The sequence below is a fragment of the Wenyingzhuangia gilva genome (genome assembly GCF_030519655.1).
In the GTDB taxonomy this organism is placed as follows: domain Bacteria; phylum Bacteroidota; class Bacteroidia; order Flavobacteriales; family Flavobacteriaceae; genus Wenyingzhuangia; species Wenyingzhuangia gilva.
In genome coordinates this window covers 62,968-80,155 of record NZ_JAUMIT010000001.1, presented here as the reverse complement: position 1 = coordinate 80,155, position 17,188 = coordinate 62,968, and the positions used below count along the sequence as shown (strand labels likewise).

The following is a 17,188-nucleotide window of genomic DNA, read 5'->3' as shown; positions in this document are numbered from 1 at the left end:
TAATTATATTTTAGGTTAGTGAAAAGGCTAGTTTGATTCCGCTAACAAACATGCCAACTCCAATAATAGCTATAATTAACCCCATGATTTTACCAATGACAGTAATGATGTTGTTTCCTGTTTTTTCAACTATAAAATCTGCTAATTTAAACCCCCAATAAGTGATGTAACACATAAAGGCAAAAATAGTAATCACGATAAATACATGTATGTAATCTGTGTTTGAAACGTAATTCATAGCCGTTACAATGGTTCCAGGTCCGGCCAATACAGGAATGGCTAGTGGAGAAATGGCAATATTCTCATCCAAATCAACATCTTTCATATGTTTTGCACTTGGTTTTTTAGATTGCACCATTTCATATCCAATATGAAAAACCAATATTCCTCCCGTAATTTTAAAAGCAGGAATGGTAATTCCAAACATTTCAAAAATAAACTTTCCCAAAAGTGAAAAAGCCAGCACTATCAGAAAAGCTGTTAATGTGGCCTTTTTATTAATTCTTTTTTTTGTTTCTCGACTTGCATTTCCTACTAGTGATATAAAAATTGGAATGTTTGCAAAAGGGTTCATAATGGCAAAAAAACCAATAAAAACAGTTAAAGCGTATTTAAGTAGTTCTATCATTTCTTTTCAATGTAGTTGTCTGGAATATCAAAAGAAACGTCTTTACTTTTCATGAATTTAATGTTACTAATGGTTGCTTCTCCTAATTGATTAGAAATCCCCGTTATTTTATTCCATTCCCAATAAGTCCAATGTGTGGCAATTGGAATATCGTTAATTTCTTCATATTCATCATATTTAATGGCATGAGGATCACTTTCTGCTGTCTTTACATTTTTTCCAAAAGTTACAATATATGCCGCAGTATTAATTAAATGATCATCTTGATCAGTGTATACAAAATACCAATCATCTGGAGCATCACCTGTTCCTGCTTTAAAAGTTAGTTTTTGAGTATTAAATAAGTCTCCATTCAATTCACTTTCTCCAAATTCTGACCATTGGGTTCCAGGATCTGATAATTTATAAGGAAACAAAAAGAAATAAGCCCAAGTGTAAGCATCAAACCTTACAGCTCTTACTCTTTTAAAGTTTGGCGAATAATAGACACATTCGTTATGAGTGTATATTTTACTTCCATCTTTGTTTTCTATCAATCCTTTTGTGGAATTGGTTAATAAAGTGATGGTTGCATTTAATCTTTCTTTTCCTCTAAAGGTTAATAATATATCAAATTGAACAGCTTCGTTAGATAAAAAGGCTGTTTTATGATGTGCTTCTTCTATAGCTTTGATAGGATCTTTTTTTGGTTTTGATTTACAACCTATAAAAGTAAAAGCACTAATAAGAATGATAAATGATTGTATAAATTTCATATTGATACTTTAATTAATCAAATAAGTCAGATGATAAATATCTATCACCTCTGTCACATATGATAGCAACAATTACACCGCTTTCTAATTCTTCGGCAAGTTTAACAGCCGTTGCTACGGAACCACCAGAACTCATTCCGGCAAAAACACCTTCTTCTTTAGCCAAACGTTTGGTCATGGTTCTAGCATCTGCTTCTGACACTTCCATAACAAGATCTACTTTAGATTTATCAAAAATTTTAGGTAGATATTCTTCTGGCCACTTTCTAATTCCTGGGATTTGAGAACCATCACTTGGATGTGCTCCTACAATTTGGACGTTTGGGTTCTGTTCCTTTAAATAAGTAGAAGTACCCATAATGGTTCCTGTAGTTCCCATGGCAGATACAAAATGGGTAACTTCCCCATTAGTATCTCTCCAAATTTCAGGTCCGGTAGTACGATAGTGTGCTTTCCAGTTGTCATCATTGGCAAACTGATTTAGCATGATATAACCTCCTTGAGCTACTTTTTCATCGGCATAATCTCTAGAGCCAATAATTCCTGTACTCGCAGGAGTCAAAGTAACTTTAGCTCCATAGGCACGCATGGTTTGTACACGCTCAGCAGTAGAATTCTCGGGTAACACCAATTCAATATCGATATTTAATAATTGAGCAATCATGGCCAAAGCAATTCCAGTATTTCCACTAGTTGCTTCAATTAGTTTGTCACCATCTTTTATTTCTCCTCTGTCTAAAGCTCCTTTAATCATACTATAAGCAGCACGATCTTTAACACTTCCTCCTGGATTGTCTCCTTCTAATTTCAAAAGCAATTTTACATTTGGATTTTTTACCAAACGAGTAGTTTCTACCAATGGTGTATTACCAATGCAGTCTAATAATTTACGATACATAGTATTTATCTTGTTTTGATATTGGCTTCAATGGTATTGTACACGACTGAATTATCAGGAACAGATTTGGTTACCCAAACGTTTCCACCAATAATAGAATTTTCTCCTACCACGGTTTCCCCTCCTAATATGGTTGCATTTGCGTAAATGCATACATTAGATTTTACGGTAGGATGTCTTTTTTTGTCTTGTTTGTCTTTGCTTACACTTAAGGCTCCTAAAGTAACCCCTTGATAAATTTTTACATGAGGTTCAATAATACAAGTTTCCCCAATCACAATTCCGGTTGCGTGATCTATGAATACGGGAGCGTGAATAGTGGCTCCCGGATGAATATCAGTTCCGGTTTGTCTATGAGCAAATTCACTCATCAAACGAGCAAATAAGTATAAGTTTTGATTGTATATTTCGTGACTTAATCTGTGGATCGCCAATGCATAAAACCCAGGATAAGCAAAATAAATTTCCTCAATTCTTCTGGCAGCCGGATCAGACTCCATAAAGTACATCGCATCTTTATTTAAATCTTTTAAGATTGTCGGTAGTTTTTGAGCAAAAGTATTCCAAGTTTTATCGCAAACCTCTTGAGGACACATGCATGATATTTTAGCGGCTGCTTTAAATAAATTCTCTAATTCTTCAAAACTATGAGCCAAATCAATACTGTCATCAAATAATACACTAAATATTTTTTGAGTAAAATCTTCAACACTAGTTTTAACACTGTAGTTTAAATCAGTGTTTTGTTTAATGTTTTGTAATTCTTTAATTATTTCTTTCATGTTTTACTTGTCTAAGCATAAAAGTAAACATTACAAATCTTTAATTAAAAAAATGTTGAGCTATCTTTTTCGTAATTGTTTTTGCTAACTTAATTTTTGACTCAACAGTCCAACCAGCAATATGTGGAGAGAGTAAAACATTTTCAGCATTGATTAAATATTCAAAAGCTTTTGGAAGCTTATTGTTTTCAAAAAGATTCTCAAATGATAATTTTTCATACTCTAAAACATCTAAACAAGCTCCCAGTATTTTACCAGATTTTAATGCATCAACCAAATCATTGGTCACAATAGCAGTTCCTCTTGCTGTGTTAATAATGTAAAAAGGTTTCTTAAAATTGTTGATGAAATTAGCATCAATCATTTTAAAGGATTGTTCGTTGTGAGGGGTATGAATACTTAATACATCCGTTTTTTCTTGTAACTCTTTTAAGGAAACTTGTTGGCAATTTTCATCCCCTACATTTTCTTTAATATCATAACAAATGACTTCACAATCAAAACCTTTTAGTTTTTTAGCAAAAGCTTTTCCCATGTTTCCGTAACCAATCAATCCAACGGTTTTTCCTTCTAGTTCCAAACCTCTGTTGGCTTCACGCAACCATTGTCCTTGTCTAATTTGTGAATCAGCTCTTTTTAAGTTGTTGAATAAGCTTAAAATCATTCCCAAAGCATGTTCTCCAACAGCATTCATATTTCCTTCTGGAGCAGCAATTAATACAATGCCTTTGCTTTCGGCATAATTACAATCAATACTTTCTAAACCCGCACCCACACGAGCAATGAATTTTAAACGGGTAGCAGCATCAATAAAAGTTTTATCTATTTTAAAACGACTGCGAATCACAATCCCATCATAGTTGGCAATTTTAGCTTCTATTTCAGTTTTTGATGAGGTATAATCTTCGTGATTTTCACATCCTAACAAAGCTAAATCTTCCATTAACACAGGATGATTTGAATCTATGTGAAGTATTTTCATGATTTTTAGCCATGGGCTTTTAGCTTTTGGCCATTAGCTAACAGCTAACAGCTAAAGTCTAATAGCTAATTAATATTGTTCTTTTTCGTTTGGAAAATCTTTGGCTTTTACATCGGCATTGTATTGTGTAAAAGCATTACTCATTTCATCGTATAAATTTGCATATCTACGTAAAAAACGAGGGTGGAATTCGTGTGTCATTCCTAACATATCGTGTACCACTAAAACTTGTCCATCAACATCAGGTCCTGCACCAATTCCAATCACAGGAATGGTTAAACTTTCGGCTACTTTTTTAGCCAATTTTGCAGGTATTTTTTCTAGCACCAAAGCAAAACATCCTTTGGCTTCTAACAACTTTGCATCGGCTAATAACTTTTCAGCTTCTGCTTCTTCTTTGGCACGAACGGTATAGGTTCCAAATTGATAAATAGATTGTGGTGTCAATCCTAAGTGTCCCATCACAGGAATTCCTGCTTGTATAATTCTAGACAAGGCGTTTTCAATTTCAATTCCTCCTTCAACTTTTACTGCATGTGCCCCAGATTCTTTCATAATTCTGATGGCAGAACGCAAAGCTTCTTTAGAGTCAGATTGGTAACTACCAAAAGGAATATCTACTACAACCAAACTTCTGTTAGAAGCTCTTACAACAGAACTTGCATGGTAAATCATTTGATCTAAAGTAATAGGTAAGGTCGTTTCATGACCAGCCATTACATTAGAGGCAGAATCTCCCACCAATAAAACATCCACTCCTGCATTGTCAATAATTTTAGCCATGGTATAATCATAAGCCGTAAGCATAGAGATTTTTTCTCCATTACTTTTCATTTCAATTAAGGAATTTGTTGTAATTCTTTTGTATTGTTTTTTAATAGCAGACATATCTTTTTAAAATAAAAACGGATTGTAAAATTACTCTTTTTTAAGGAATTCGGGCAATTAATTAAGAAGAAGTAAAACAAGTAAGTTGGTCATAAAAAGATATGGAGTTTTACATTTAAATATTTATATCTTTATCCTAGAGAAAACCTTTTAAGGATTATGTCAGAAACCAATATACATACTTTAAATCCAGACAATTGGATTGATGCTTATGCAGATTACCTCTTTAATTACACAATTGCTAGGGTGAATGATGCGGACAAAGCGAAAGATTTAGTGCAAGAAACTTTTTTTGCGGGTTTAAAGTCGATGAAAAATTTTGAAGGAAAAGCAAGTGAAAGAACTTGGTTGATTTCAATTTTAAAAAGAAAGATTATAGACCATTATAGAAAAATAAATTCTAATAAAGGGAAGGCTGAGGTTCGTATGAACTTTTATAGTGATGGAGAAAGAGAAGGAGATTGGATAGAAGAAAGAGTGCCACAAGATTGGTCTGGAGATGCAGATGCTGAAATAGAAACCGAAGAGTTAGGAGAAGCTTTACAGTCTTGTATTGCTAAATTACCAGAAAAGTATAGAATCGTATTTGAAATGAAAACCATTCAAGGTTTTGATACAGAGGATATTTGTAATGAGCTGGATATCACTCCGTCTAATCTTTGGGTAATCATCCATAGGGCTAGAACTCAACTGAGAGAATGTATGGAAGAAAATTGGTTTAAAAAGTAATTAAGGTGATGGGAAAAATAAAAATTACATGTGAAGAAGCTACTACCATCTGTTCAAAAGCGCAGTACGGGGAAGCTACTTTGTTGGAAAAAATAAAGTTAAATTTTCATTTTACGTACTGTAAAGTATGTAAAGTATTTAGCAAACAAAATTCTAAACTATCAACCATGTGTTGCATGGTAAAAAAACAAAGAGAATTGTCTAAATGTTGTTTGTCTGAAAAAGACAAAGCAAAGTTGAAACAACAAATAAAAGAATTAGAAAACAAACTATAGAGAATGCATTTTTTACCAGATGAGATTGATGAATACGCCGTAAATCATTCTCAACCAGAACCAGAACTTTTAGAAGCTTTAAATACCGAAACTTGGCAAACAGTTTTAAATCCTCGTATGCTAAGCGGGAATTTTCAAGGCAGACTTTTAGCCATGATTTCTAAACTCATTAATCCTAAAAATATTTTAGAAATAGGTACTTATACCGGATATTCTGCCCTTTGTATGTGCGAAGGAATGCAAACTGATGGACGTTTACATACCATAGATAGAAACGAAGAGTTGTATGATTTACAACGCAAATATTTTGATTTGTCTAACTACGGAACACAAATTCAACAACATGTTGGAAATGCGATGGATATTATTCCAACCATCGATGAAAAATTCGATTTGGTTTTTATTGATGCAGACAAAGCCAACTATTCAAATTACTTTGATTTGATTATTGAGAAGATGAATCCAGGAGGCGTAATTTTATCAGACAATGTATTGTGGAGTGGAAAAGTGGTACAAGAAATAGACCCTAAAGATATTGATACCAATGCTTTGGTAATCTATAATAAAAAAGTAAATGAAGATCCTAGAGTAGAAACTGTTTTGTTACCTATTAGAGATGGACTAACTATTACAAGAGTTAAATAATTGATATCGTTTTTTGTTGATTTATTTTTATCAACAAACTTTGAACTTAAAACCCTAAACTTTAAATCTTCATGCGTTGGATATCAAAACCAAAACCCAATCAAGAAACTGTTCATAATTTGTCAAATTCCCTAGGAATTGATAAAGTTTTAGCCACCTTATTGGTGCAACGTGGCGTTGATACTTTTGAAAAAGCCAAGAATTTTTTTAGACCCAATTTAGAGCACTTACACAATCCTTTTTTGATGAAAGGAATGGAAGCTGCTGTGCAAAGAATTTTTGAGGCTATTGAAAATAACGAAACCATTATGGTTTTTGGGGATTATGATGTAGATGGAACTACGGCTGTTGCTTTGATGTCTTCTTACTTATTGACTTTGCATCCTAATGTGGTGACTTATATTCCTGATAGATATACAGAAGGGTATGGAATTTCTACTCAAGGAATTGATTTTGCAGAGGATAATAACATCACTTTAATTATTGCTCTAGACTGTGGAATAAAAGCCATTGACAAAGTGGCTTATGCCAAAGAAAAAAATATAGATTTTATTATTTGCGATCATCATAGACCAGGGGAAACTGTGCCAGATGCTGTTGCGGTGTTAGATCCAAAACAAACAGATTGTAATTATCCTTATGATGAATTGTCTGGTTGTGGCGTAGGTTTTAAAGTCATTCAAGCCATTGCTCAAATTCAAGAACAGCCTTTTGAGGAGTTGATCCCTTATTTAGATTTGTTGGCCGTGAGTATTGCGGCAGATATTGTTCCTATGGATGGGGAAAATAGAATTTTAGCCTATCATGGTTTAAAAGTCATTAATACAAATCCAAGACCGGGAATTAAAGCTATTTTAGAACAAATTCAGAAAACAGAATTAACGATTACAGATGTTGTTTTTATTATTGCTCCAAGAATTAATGCAGCGGGTAGAATGAAACAAGGAATTCATGCGGTAGAATTACTAACGGAGCATGATATGTTTTTGGCAAAAAAGTTTGCTAGAGAAATAGATCAATACAATGCAGATAGAAAAGAATTAGATAAAAAAATAACCGATGAAGCTATCCAACAAATTAGAGAAAATAATGAAGAGCAAAACAGCACGAGTGTTGTTTTTTGCGAAACTTGGCATAAAGGTGTTATTGGTATTGTGGCTTCAAGGCTCATAGAAAATTATTACAAACCAACTTTGGTATTTACCAAGAGTGGAGAAAAGTTAGCCGCTTCGGCACGTTCTGTAAAAGGATTTGATGTATATGATGCATTAGAAGCTTGTTCAGAGCATATAGAACAATTTGGTGGACACAAATACGCAGCGGGGTTGACTTTGTTACCAGAAAATTATACTGCTTTTAAAAATGCTTTTGAATTAGTGGTAAAACAAACATTGGCAGAAGAACAAAAAACACCAGAAATTACCATTGATGCTGAGGTTGATTTGGTAGATTTAAATCCGAAATTCTATAGAATTTTATCACAATTTGCTCCTTTTGGGCCAGCCAATATGAAACCTGTTTTTAAAGCCACAGGCTTAAGAGATAATGGTTACGGTAAAAGAATTGGTAAAGTAGAAAATGAAGGTGATTTACCAGAACATTTGAGATTAAACATTATTTATGGTGCAGATGATAAAACTTATAATGCTATTGGATTTGGTATGGGAGAAAAGTTAGATGAAATTAAAAATGCTGAAACTTTTGAAGCTGCTTTTACTTTAGAAGAAAATAATTGGAATGGCTATACTTCTTTACAGTTGATGTTGAAAGATGTAAGAACTAAGAAGTAATTGTTGAAAAGTTTAACTGTTGAGTTGTGGAGTTGAATATTGAGTTTTACTCACTACTCACAATTTACCAATTCACCCCAACCCCAAAGGTAAATCTTAACCCTTCTGTACTGTTAAATAAGTTAAAATTGATTTTTGCTAACGGAGCACTAAACCATAAAGTAGTTCCGTAAGAAGTATGCCATCTGTCAGATGTTTCACTAGGCAACCAAACTCTACCATAATCATAGCCTAAGCTTAGTCCATAAGTAATAGGGAGAATTGGGGTTTTAATATTATTAATGGTGTATCTAATATTTGAGTTTTGAGTAAAGGCACTTTTTCCTGCAAAACGTTCATTTCTAAAACCTCTTAGTCCGTTGTTTCCTCCAATAAAAGCAGATTGATATAGCTGAAAATTACCACCAAAATTAAATTGAGAACGAATTTTACTCGCAAATACCCATTTGTGATTTAAAGAAATTGGTAGCACCATTCCTAGATTGGTTTTAAGGTAAGCTAAAGAAGATTCTTTAGAAATATTATAATCCCAACCAGTATCTAAATTAAAATCAAAACCTAATGTTGTTAATGTTTTGCTGTCATAATTTTCGTAGTTAAAACTGGTTTTTATTCCTGCAAAATTTTGTTCATCAAACTCAATAGGCAAGGTGTTGATGTATCTTCCGTCTGTTTCTTCAAGTTCATAAATGGTCATCGGAATACTAATATTAAAATTAGCTCCCATTAAATTGTTCCAAGTAATTCCGGGTTCTATACTTTTTATTTCTGATTTTACTCGGTTGTAATCCAAGCCTAAAGTATTGTCATTATTTATGGTGTTGTTCCCAAATCCAAAAAAGTTGTTGCTAAAATTAGAACTGGTTAATCTTGTCTTTACAAATACATTCCAATGATTGTAATAAGTGGCAAATTCACTTTTGTGAGCAAAATCAAAACCAACGGTAGCACTAAAATATTTAAGACTTGCATGGTGTTGATTGGTAAAAGGTTGCCTGTTAAAACCATAGTGAGTAAAAGCAATGCTAGGACCAAAATTAATTCCATCATCGGGGTTATAAGCCACAAGTGGTAACACAGTTAAAGTATTGTCTTTTACTTTTCTGTACTCATAAATATTCTTGTCGTATTGGTTGGTTAAGTGTTTTTTAAAACGACCTTTAAAAGTGTTTTTCTTGGTTTTAAAATCGTGAACTCTAATGTTTTTAGCATTGATAATTTCATAGGTGTCGTGATTTTGTCCACCAATTAAACGTATTTTTGGGCTTTTTTTGCTGATGTTTTTTACTTCATAATAATCGTCATCATCTAAACCATATACCCAAATTTCTTTGGTGTTTTTGTTGTTAAATTCTTTGGCAAAATGTAAATCTTCTTTTTTACCGTCTTTAATATTAAAAATACAAACCTTGGTTGTTTTTTTGTCAGCTGTAATTTCAAACCAATCATCTTTGTCACTTCCTTTAACAATGGCAAATTTTTCTAAACTTTTACGGTATTCTTTGGCAATTTCTACCACATGATTTCTTCGGTATTTTAGAACTTCTTTGATGTTATCAATATTTTTATTTTTAACAGCATCAGGTAGTTGATCAAAAGCTTTGTTGATGATTTCATCAGTTAAGTTTTGTTTGATGTAATTGGCTTGTTCTTCCCAAATATTGTAATTGCTTTCTTGTAAAAGTGAAACATCGATTGGATAAGGTTCATCGTTAAACTTAAATAAGTTTCGGATGTCTTTATCATACGTTTGCATCAGTTTAATCGGATCAACAAGCGTGGTTAAAGTAGTTAATAAAGGACCATCATAGTTAGAAAAGGCTTGATCTCTATCTCTAGGAATAGGTCTAAATGTTTTGTGTTTTCCATCTTTAAACACCGCCCATCTCCATTGATCGGCATGTCTGTCCCAATCTCCTAAAATCATATCAAACAAACGAGCCGTTACATAATTTTTTTCGTCTAATTTATTGTTTTTATTGTCTCTAAGTTCTTCAAACAAATCATCGGTACTAATAATGTCATCAGGAAAACCAAAGGAAGCAACTTTTTTTTGTCCCTCTTCAGGTCTTTCCTCAATCATGTACAAAGCATCTCCAAACTCATCATCATAAGGAATTAAGGTATTTTGTTTGGGAACATAAAATAATTTAGGATTGGTGTGATAAACATTTATAGGATCAGACAAATCACCAATAATAAAAGGCGTGTAAGGATGTGCAGAAGTATAAAAATCGAATAAAATATTTTCGGTATAAGTGTCTTTTAGTTGATTGGTAACATAATCATTTTTAAAAGCAACAGTTTGTAAAAAACGAACGGCACTCTTTTTTAAGGCACGCATTACATATTGTTTTCCGTCGGGATTTACCAAACGCAATGATTTAGATTGATGTCCGCCACCTTTTTTGACCACAGTTAATCCACCATATAAAGTGTCTAACAAAACAGTTTTTGCTTTTACAGGAATGCTGTATTCGTTTCTGTAATGATGTCCCCAAATAGCTCTGTAAATTTTGTTTTTGTCAGTTAATTGTTTTGGATAAATAGTTGCATTTACAAAAGGAGGGATGTTTATGTTGTTATATAATGTTTCTTTTTTTTCTGGTTCTGCTTTAAAAACAGTGGTTTCAAAAATGGTTTCTGTATTGTTTTTAAATGCTACGCTAACTTCTTTATGTGGATAGATGCTTAGTTTTGCATATCCGTTTTTTCCATAAGTAAATCCTTTATCTTTTCCTAAATAAGTGGGAGAGGTTTTAGAACCTGCACCACTAATAATTTGTGGAATACCATCTTTATACAGATACTGCAAATTATGATCGTGTCCTGAAACAAAAATAAGATGAGAATGTTCTTTGGCGAGCGTAGTAACTCTTTCTATTAGTTGATGATACCTAAAAGCATTTAAATCTTGAGAATTTAAACCACTTGTTTTTCTAATGGATTGAAAAATAGATCCTAACCCAGGCAAAGGAATGTTTACAGGGAGTGGAAAAATATGCTGTTTAAAAGAATTTTCACCAGCATGAGTTCCTTTGCTAATCATTGGATGATGAATGGCAACGAGTGTTATTTTTTGCTGACTTTTATTGATTAGTCCTTCTAATTCTACAAAAAATTTTTCACGGGTTTTAATTTCATCACATTTGTCGTTCATTTTAGGATGTGTATCCCAATCTGTAATAAACCATTGAGAATCTATAACAATAATATCTACCTCTTTGTTTAAATGAACCACTTCTAACGGACAACCATTTTCTGGTAAAAAAGTGTTTTTACCTAAGGCATCTTCTACTAATTTTTCTTGTTTTTTTAAACCATCAAGTCCATAATACCAATCGTGATTTCCTGGAATAAACAACGTTTTTCCTTTGTGCTTTTTTAGAATATCTAACTGAGCATTTAATTTAGAAATCCCTTCTTTTTGTTTTTTTCCTTTTTTGGTAGAAATGCCTTTTGGGTACACATTATCGCCTAAAAAAATAACAGTACTATTTTCATCTTCTTTTAAAAGCTCTTTTTTTAAACTTTCTAAGGTTTCATTTCCTTTGGCAAGGTCACCAGCATCTCCAATTAAGTAAATGTTACTTATTTCGTTGATGTTTTTTTTGTTTACATTCCAGTTGATAAATTGTTCCGAAATTTGTTTTTTGTAGGTAGCACAACTCATTACTAGTAATGTAGAAATGAATAGAAGTGAATTTTTAAGGGAAATTAAATTCATTTTTATTTGATGTAATGATAAACTAAAAGTAAACTTATTTTAATAAATTTACTTTAAATCGTAATATAAAGATATGAAATCTTCTATTGTTGAATCTGCAGAATTATATGTTGTTAGTTATTTAAAACATAATTTACCTTCAGGTACTATTTATCATAGCATAACGCATACACAAGATGTGGTTGATGCTGCTAAAACTTTGGCTAAAGAAGAAAATATTTCTGAAGAGGATAAAGAATGTTTGTTACTGGCAGCTTGGTTTCATGACATTGGATATACAAAAGGAGGAGAGGGACACGAAGAAAGAAGTGTAAAAGAAGTAATAAGTTTTTTAAAAGATCATCATTACGATGAAGATAAAATTGAGGTTGTGGTTGATTGTATTAGAGCTACAAAAATGCCGCAAAATCCTAAAAATAAGTTAGAAGAAATTATTTGTGATGCAGATTTGTTTCACGTAGCAACTTCATCGTTTGAATCGGATAGTAAATTGTTAAGGGCAGAGTGGGAGTTGTTAGAAGGAAAAACGTTGACAGATGTAGAGTGGTTTCAATGCAATTCAGAATTTTTAAGACATCATAAATTTTATACCGATTTTGCTTTTAGACATTGGAGTGCTTTAAAATCATCAAACTTGGCATCTAACGAAAAAAAATTAAAAAATGCCATTCAAAAAGAAGATGATGCATTGCTTAAAAGAGAAAAAAACAAATCTAAAAAGACGAAGAGTGCTTTTGATAAAAAGGCAGATAAGACTGTTGAAACCATGTACAGAGTTACTTTACGTAACCATATAAAATTAAGTGCTATTGCAGATTCTAAAGCCAATATTTTGTTAAGTGTAAATGCTATTATTTTGTCTTTAGCCTTATCTAGTTTGTTTCCTAAATTAGACAAAGCAGATAATCATTACTTAATCACACCGACCATTATTTTTCTTTTAACAGCTGTTATTTCCATTATATTCGCCATTTTATCAACAAGACCAAAAGTAACCTCTGGGACTTTTTCTCAGCAGGATGTAGATAATAAAAAAGTGAATTTATTGTTTTTTGGAAACTTTCATAAAATGCCATTACAAACTTTTGATGACAGTATGTTTGCGTTGATTGATGACCGAGAATATTTGTACAAATCGTTAAACAAAGATTTATATTTTCTAGGAGTAGTATTGGCAAGAAAATACAAATTATTAAGAATTACCTATACCATTTTTATGACAGGGATTATTCTTTCTGTAATTTCTTTTGGAGTTTCTTTTTATAATTTAGGAATCTAAAAAATTATTCAGTAATTAGCTTAGTTGCTTTTAGTAGATTTTCAAAAGACAATAAATTGTTGTTTTCCTTTTGATAGTTAATCCCTACTCTAATCGCTTTTAGACCAGAAACCCCTTGTAAATCTTCAATATCCAAATGTTCTATTTCTTCCGTAAAATAGTTTTGTTGGGTTAAGTATTCAATGTATTTTAAATACTCTTCTAAGTCGTATTCGTGTGTATAAACAATGGCTAATTTACCTGTTTGGGTCAATCGTTCTTTGGTTCCTTTGATGTATGATTTATCAATCCTTTTCTTAATAATTTCATATCGCATATTATAAGCTCCATCTACATCAAATTTTTTCTCATCCATTCTAAATTTAATATCTAAATGTTGAGAATTGACTAGAATTAAAGAGGTGACTTGTAAGCTAATATCTTGATGTTTAAGATCAATTTGTTTTGCAATTTTTTCAAGTTCACATTGCTGAATCAATTGCCAAAGTTTGATGTTTTTAATGTATATAGGATGAAATTCTTTTGTATTACTAATACTTTCACCTATATAAATATTGTAGTCTAAACCATCGGTTTTAAAGCGTTCGTAATAATGTGGATAAAATGCTTGTGCTTCTTTTTGAGCATGGTCTAAATGTTTAGCCAAACTACTATTCAAATTAGAAATAAAATCCTCGTAGGCTTTACGTTTTTTATATACAATCTTTAAAACTGGATCAATTTTGTTTTCGTAGTCAATAATATCATTTTTGATGAACGTGTGATGTTCTTTTAAATGATTTAAAACAGGGTAAATATCCTCTTTAAAAAAATCTGTGATTTGTAACTCATCAGTAGTTTTGATACCATTTTTAATTGATTTTAAAGTTTTATGTAAACGGTAAATAATTTCATCATAAATCAATAGTTTTTCTTTTTGATGAATTTTTTCAAATAAGAAAATAGTATCTTTTAATTGAGAACTTAAATCATCTTGAATGGCTTTGTTTCTTGATGCTGAAGAATCTTTTACATCACATTGTCCATATAATGGATATACATTTTTAAAGGTGATGTTTTTCAGTTTGGTATGGTTGTTTTGGCTATTGTTTAGTAAGTATTCATCTGCAGCATTGTAAAACTTCCATTTTACACTAGGGTGAATGGTGGTGTAATTTTCTTGAATAACAGACTCTAATAAATTTTGACGTTCATCAATAGCTTTTTGTAAACTAATGTTTAATACTGGTAAAATGTCTTTTAGCTTATTAGCATTTACAGAATTTAAAGCATAGCTTTTTGGCGATGCTAATTCTAATACAGCAATATAATCATTGTCTAGTACTATGGGAACGAGTACAAGACTTTTGATGTTTTTAGAGTTTATGGATTTGTAAAATTCATCTTCATTTGAATTCTTTTTATATTCATCAACATCCGCAATACTGGTAATTAAATAGTCGTTAAAAACACGATTTTTAATATTTTGACAAAAGTAATCTTTAACATCACAATGATATTCTTTAGAAATAAGACTATGATTAATTTTAGTTTTTATAAAGTTTACATTCCTACTTCCTTCTTCTTTATTATAAATAGAAATCCCCATTTTTAGATCTGGAATATCAAGTAATTTCTGTAAATTTTTTTCAAGATTCCCAAGTGTGTTGATGTCTCTTTTAATGACAGTGTTTTTGATGTTAGAAATGGTTTCGTCTTGGGTAACATCAAAAAGATTAATAATTCCAAAACCTTTAAAAATATATGAATTGGGAGGGAATTTTTCTTTCCAAATATCTATATTATCAAAATTTCTTAATAAAAGTTTGATGTCATCTTTGGTTAATTCTGGAGTGTTGTCTGTTTTTATAATTTTTGCAAAATCTGCATTGTATAAAGCTCTATAAGTTTTGATGGTGTTGTTTTTTACATCGGGAATATCATAAAAAAAAGGCCTTTTAAAATCTATTTTTTCGTTGTAGTAAGAACTTAATATGTACACGCAAGTAAGGATGTACATGTTTTTGGTATCAAAGTTTCTTATTTCGTATTTAAAATCATCACCAGCATTCTCTATAATGGCTCTAAATCTTTTAGAGAGCATAAAAGCAGTCATATCAAAAGGAATAGAGGCTGCTTTTATTTCGTTGGTTTGTAAAAGGTCTGGAAATAAAATAGAGAGTAACTTCTGTATTTGATGTTCGTAAGTTTTTAATAAAGAGAAATCAGTAAATCCTTCTTTAAGTTCTGGATATTGATTCGCTTCCTGAAGCAATTTCATGGCAGAATCGTGGAAAATACTTCCCGTATTTTTTGCCTGATTTTCCAGATACTCAAAAATGCTATCAAAACTAATATGAATTTTGATAGGTAATTCTTTATTGATTATTGGACTTTTTAAAATATACATATACCTTTATTTATGTATTTCAGAATGAATTTACAAAATATAGGTCGTAAAATGTAATCATTAATAACAGTCTATTTTTGTCTAAAATAAATAGTAATTGGTACTCCTTTAAAATCGTAAATTTCTCTCATTTTATTTTCTAAGAAACGCTTATATGGCTCTCTAATATATTGAGGTAAATTAGCAAAGAACGCAAACTGAGGTGTTGGCGTTGGTAATTGCATACAGTATTTAACTTTAATGTATTTTCCTTTTACAGCAGGAGGTGGGTAGTTTTGAATCACCTCTAACATCGTTTCGTTTAGTTTGCTTGTTTGTATTTTATTACTTCTGCTTTTGTGAACTTCAACAGCAGTCTCTAAAGCTTTTAACAAACGTTGTTTTGTAATGGTTGAGGTGAAAATAATAGGAACATCTGTAAAAGGAGCAATTTCTTTACGAATCATTTCCTCACACTTTTTCATGGTATTTGTTTCTTTGTCTAGCAAATCCCATTTGTTAACCAAAATCACAATTCCTTTACGGTTTTTTTGAGCCAACCAAAAAATATTTTGATCTTGACCTTCAAAACCACGAGTAGCATCTACCATTAAAATAGCAACATCACAATACTCAATAGCTCTAACCGCTCTCATTACAGAGTAAAATTCAATATCTTCTTTAACCTTTGATTTTTTTCTAATTCCAGCAGTATCTACTAGTTTAAAATCAAAACCAAATTTATTATAAACAGTATCAATAGTGTCTCTTGTAGTTCCAGCAATATCAGTTACAATATTTCTGTCTTTTCCAATTAAGGCATTTATAAAAGATGATTTTCCTGCATTTGGTCTTCCCACAACCGCAAATCTTGGTAATTCATCACTAGGGTTAATGTCTGTGTCATCTTCATCTTTTTCAGGCATTTCTTTTACCAAAGCATCTAATAATTCTCCAGTACCACCTCCATTAATTGATGAAATGGTGTAAAAATCACCTAAACCTAGATTGTAGAATTCATAGGCATCAGATTCTCTCATAGCGTTATCAACTTTGTTGATAGCTACAAAAACAGGTTTTTTAGTTTTTCTTAAAAGAATAGCAACAGTCTCATCTAAAGGAGTAATTCCTGCAGTAACATCAACTACAAAAACAATAATATCACATTCTTCAAGTGCTAAAATAACTTGCTTTCTAATTTCTTCTTCAAAAATATCGTCAGATCCTTCTACATATCCTCCAGTATCAATTAAAGAAAATTCTTTTCCATTCCAATCACTTTTACCATAATGTCTGTCTCTTGTAACACCACTAACGTCATCAACAATAGCTTCTCTACGCTGAATCAATCTATTAAATAACGTAGATTTTCCTACATTTGGTCTTCCTACTATGGCTACAATACTATTCATGAAATGTAAATTTTGTGCAAAGATACGTAA

At 31.6% G+C, this 17,188-nt stretch carries 14 protein-coding genes; 5 read left to right on the top strand and 9 right to left on the bottom strand.

Features of this window, described 5'->3' with window-relative positions; all coding sequences use genetic code 11:
• Window positions 1–10: 10 nt before the first annotated feature.
• The 6 genes from QVZ41_RS00320 to panB all read right to left on the bottom strand — a co-directional run bounded on the left by QVZ41_RS00320 (window position 11) and on the right by panB (window position 4,933).
• Entirely contained in the window at window positions 11–628 is a 618-nt protein-coding gene (locus QVZ41_RS00320; RefSeq protein WP_302882565.1) for a MarC family protein, read from the bottom strand.
• Window positions 625–1,383 carry a hypothetical protein gene (locus QVZ41_RS00315; RefSeq protein WP_302882564.1) on the bottom strand — a complete coding sequence of 253 codons (759 nt, stop codon included), beginning with the start codon at window positions 1,381–1,383 and terminating at the stop codon, window positions 625–627. The genes QVZ41_RS00320 and QVZ41_RS00315 overlap by 4 nt, the downstream gene beginning before the upstream one ends.
• A 13-nt stretch (window positions 1,384–1,396) precedes the next feature.
• The gene (cysM, locus tag QVZ41_RS00310; protein WP_302882563.1) at window positions 1,397–2,281 is read right to left on the bottom strand and encodes a cysteine synthase CysM; all 885 of its coding nucleotides are present in this window, start codon (window positions 2,279–2,281) and stop codon (window positions 1,397–1,399) included.
• Window positions 2,282–2,286: 5 nt separating this feature from the next.
• Window positions 2,287–3,063 carry a serine O-acetyltransferase EpsC gene (gene epsC / locus QVZ41_RS00305; RefSeq protein ID WP_302882562.1) on the bottom strand — a complete coding sequence of 259 codons (777 nt, stop codon included), beginning with the start codon at window positions 3,061–3,063 and terminating at the stop codon, window positions 2,287–2,289.
• 40 nt (window positions 3,064–3,103) lie between these two features.
• Window positions 3,104–4,045, bottom strand: coding sequence for a 2-hydroxyacid dehydrogenase (locus QVZ41_RS00300; RefSeq protein WP_302882561.1), 942 nt, complete (start codon window positions 4,043–4,045; stop codon window positions 3,104–3,106).
• A gap of 69 nt (window positions 4,046–4,114) precedes the next feature.
• Window positions 4,115–4,933 carry a 3-methyl-2-oxobutanoate hydroxymethyltransferase gene (panB, locus tag QVZ41_RS00295; RefSeq protein ID WP_073117719.1) on the bottom strand — a complete coding sequence of 273 codons (819 nt, stop codon included), beginning with the start codon at window positions 4,931–4,933 and terminating at the stop codon, window positions 4,115–4,117.
• Window positions 4,934–5,092: 159 nt separating this feature from the next.
• Between panB and QVZ41_RS00290 the strand changes: the two genes are divergently transcribed.
• The 4 genes from QVZ41_RS00290 to recJ all read left to right on the top strand — a co-directional run bounded on the left by QVZ41_RS00290 (window position 5,093) and on the right by recJ (window position 8,372).
• Window positions 5,093–5,662 (top strand): sigma-70 family RNA polymerase sigma factor, encoded by a 570-nt coding sequence (locus QVZ41_RS00290; RefSeq protein WP_302882560.1) that lies wholly within the window; start codon window positions 5,093–5,095, stop codon window positions 5,660–5,662.
• 8 nt (window positions 5,663–5,670) lie between these two features.
• Complete coding sequence (locus QVZ41_RS00285) at window positions 5,671–5,937, top strand: hypothetical protein (RefSeq protein ID WP_302882559.1); 267 nt, start codon at window positions 5,671–5,673, stop codon at window positions 5,935–5,937.
• Between the two features lie 3 nt (window positions 5,938–5,940).
• Window positions 5,941–6,582 carry an O-methyltransferase gene (locus tag QVZ41_RS00280; protein WP_302882558.1) on the top strand — a complete coding sequence of 214 codons (642 nt, stop codon included), beginning with the start codon at window positions 5,941–5,943 and terminating at the stop codon, window positions 6,580–6,582.
• A 71-nt stretch (window positions 6,583–6,653) separates the two neighbouring features.
• A complete protein-coding gene (gene recJ, locus QVZ41_RS00275) occupies window positions 6,654–8,372 on the top strand; it encodes a single-stranded-DNA-specific exonuclease RecJ (RefSeq protein WP_302882557.1) in 1,719 nt (572 codons plus the stop codon).
• A gap of 64 nt (window positions 8,373–8,436) precedes the next feature.
• On the opposite strand, the gene QVZ41_RS00270 is transcribed toward recJ, so the two are convergent.
• Window positions 8,437–12,099, bottom strand: coding sequence for a ShlB/FhaC/HecB family hemolysin secretion/activation protein (locus QVZ41_RS00270; RefSeq protein WP_302882556.1), 3,663 nt, complete (start codon window positions 12,097–12,099; stop codon window positions 8,437–8,439).
• A gap of 73 nt (window positions 12,100–12,172) precedes the next feature.
• On the opposite strand from QVZ41_RS00270, the gene QVZ41_RS00265 reads away from it, so the two are divergent.
• Window positions 12,173–13,378: a Pycsar system effector family protein gene (locus QVZ41_RS00265; protein WP_302882555.1), complete on the top strand. Its 1,206-nt coding sequence runs from the start codon at window positions 12,173–12,175 to the stop codon at window positions 13,376–13,378.
• A 4-nt stretch (window positions 13,379–13,382) separates the two neighbouring features.
• Here QVZ41_RS00265 and QVZ41_RS00260 read toward each other — a convergent pair whose 3' ends face one another.
• Together QVZ41_RS00260 and der are read right to left on the bottom strand one after the other, a co-directional pair.
• Window positions 13,383–15,767, bottom strand: coding sequence for a GAF domain-containing protein (locus QVZ41_RS00260; RefSeq protein WP_302882554.1), 2,385 nt, complete (start codon window positions 15,765–15,767; stop codon window positions 13,383–13,385).
• A 71-nt stretch (window positions 15,768–15,838) separates the two neighbouring features.
• Window positions 15,839–17,158 (bottom strand): ribosome biogenesis GTPase Der, encoded by a 1,320-nt coding sequence (gene der, locus QVZ41_RS00255; protein ID WP_302882553.1) that lies wholly within the window; start codon window positions 17,156–17,158, stop codon window positions 15,839–15,841.
• Window positions 17,159–17,188: the final 30 nt, after the last annotated feature.

Coding starts and splice junctions, on each gene's coding strand:
- QVZ41_RS00300 (WP_302882561.1), bottom strand. CDS start 4,045: ATGAAAATACTTCACATAGATTCAAATCATCCTGTGTTAATGGAAGAT.
- QVZ41_RS00320 (WP_302882565.1), bottom strand. CDS start 628: ATGATAGAACTACTTAAATACGCTTTAACTGTTTTTATTGGTTTTTTT.
- der (WP_302882553.1), bottom strand. CDS start 17,158: ATGAATAGTATTGTAGCCATAGTAGGAAGACCAAATGTAGGAAAATCT.
- cysM (WP_302882563.1), bottom strand. CDS start 2,281: ATGTATCGTAAATTATTAGACTGCATTGGTAATACACCATTGGTAGAA.
- panB (WP_073117719.1), bottom strand. CDS start 4,933: ATGTCTGCTATTAAAAAACAATACAAAAGAATTACAACAAATTCCTTA.
- QVZ41_RS00285 (WP_302882559.1), top strand. CDS start 5,671: ATGGGAAAAATAAAAATTACATGTGAAGAAGCTACTACCATCTGTTCA.
- epsC (WP_302882562.1), bottom strand. CDS start 3,063: ATGAAAGAAATAATTAAAGAATTACAAAACATTAAACAAAACACTGAT.
- QVZ41_RS00315 (WP_302882564.1), bottom strand. CDS start 1,383: ATGAAATTTATACAATCATTTATCATTCTTATTAGTGCTTTTACTTTT.
- QVZ41_RS00290 (WP_302882560.1), top strand. CDS start 5,093: ATGTCAGAAACCAATATACATACTTTAAATCCAGACAATTGGATTGAT.
- QVZ41_RS00265 (WP_302882555.1), top strand. CDS start 12,173: ATGAAATCTTCTATTGTTGAATCTGCAGAATTATATGTTGTTAGTTAT.
- QVZ41_RS00270 (WP_302882556.1), bottom strand. CDS start 12,099: ATGAATTTAATTTCCCTTAAAAATTCACTTCTATTCATTTCTACATTA.
- QVZ41_RS00260 (WP_302882554.1), bottom strand. CDS start 15,767: ATGTATATTTTAAAAAGTCCAATAATCAATAAAGAATTACCTATCAAA.
- QVZ41_RS00280 (WP_302882558.1), top strand. CDS start 5,941: ATGCATTTTTTACCAGATGAGATTGATGAATACGCCGTAAATCATTCT.
- recJ (WP_302882557.1), top strand. CDS start 6,654: ATGCGTTGGATATCAAAACCAAAACCCAATCAAGAAACTGTTCATAAT.